Genomic DNA, 1,049 nt, shown 5'->3' on the forward strand with positions numbered 1-1,049 from the left:
CGCGTCATTGAACTGGCGCGCATTCTGGCTGGCCCCTGGGCGGGCCAGACGCTGGCCGATCTGGGCGCCGAGGTTATCAAGGTGGAAGCCCCCCAAGGCGATGACACCCGCCGCTGGGGGCCGCCCTTCATTGACCGCGACGGCACCCCCGAAGCCGCCTATTTCCACGCCACCAATCGCGGCAAGAAATCCGTGACCGCAGATTTCGCCACGCCCGAGGGGCAGCAAAAGGTGCGCGACCTGCTGGCCAGCGCCGACATTGTGATCGAGAATTTCAAGCTGGGCGGGCTGGCAAAATACGGGCTGGATTATGCCAGCCTGTCGGCAGATTTCCCGCGCCTGATCTATTGCTCCATTACCGGCTTTGGCCAGACCGGCCCCTATGCCAGCCGCGCGGGCTATGATTACATCATTCAGGGCATGTCCGGGCTGATGTCGGTGACGGGTCCGGCAGACGGGCAGCCCCATAAAGTGGGCGTGGCGGTAACCGATATTTTCACCGGCATTTATGCCAGCACCGCCATTCTGGCCGCCCTTCATGCCCGCGAAACCACGGGCAAGGGCCAGCATATCGACATGTCGCTGATGGATTGCGCAGTGGCCATCATGGCCAATCAGGCGATGAACTACCTTGCCACGGGCACGCCGCCAGGGCGGCTGGGCAATTTCCACCCCAATCTGGCCCCCTATCAGGTGGTGCCCTGTGCGGATGGGCATATCATCATCGCAACGGGAAATGACGGGCAATACCAGCGGCTCTGCGCCGTTCTGGGGCTGGAGGATCTGGCGCAACACCCTGATTATGCAAGCAATGCCGCGCGCGTGCGCCAGCGTGACGCGCTGTCTGCGCTGATTTGCGCGCGGACACAAACCTGGGCCAAGGCCGATTTGCTGGCCGCCTGCGAGGGCGAGGGCGTGCCCGCCGGTCCCATCAATTCCATGGACGAGGTGTTTGCCGACCCGCAGGTGATCGCGCGCGGTCTGGAACTGGACATGGGCGGGCTGAAAGGCGTGCGCGCCCCGTTCCGGTTTTCAGACCACACCCTGGA

1 protein-coding gene is annotated in these 1,049 nt (G+C 63.8%); it reads left to right on the forward strand.

The features are described 5' to 3' along the window. A partial coding sequence (locus tag ACTZWY_RS19770; RefSeq protein WP_444792415.1) for a CaiB/BaiF CoA transferase family protein occupies positions 1–1,049 on the forward strand: 1,049 nt, incomplete at both ends.

This window comes from Roseinatronobacter sp. NSM, from assembly GCF_052379845.1.
Taxonomy (GTDB): Bacteria; Pseudomonadota; Alphaproteobacteria; order Rhodobacterales; family Rhodobacteraceae; genus Roseinatronobacter.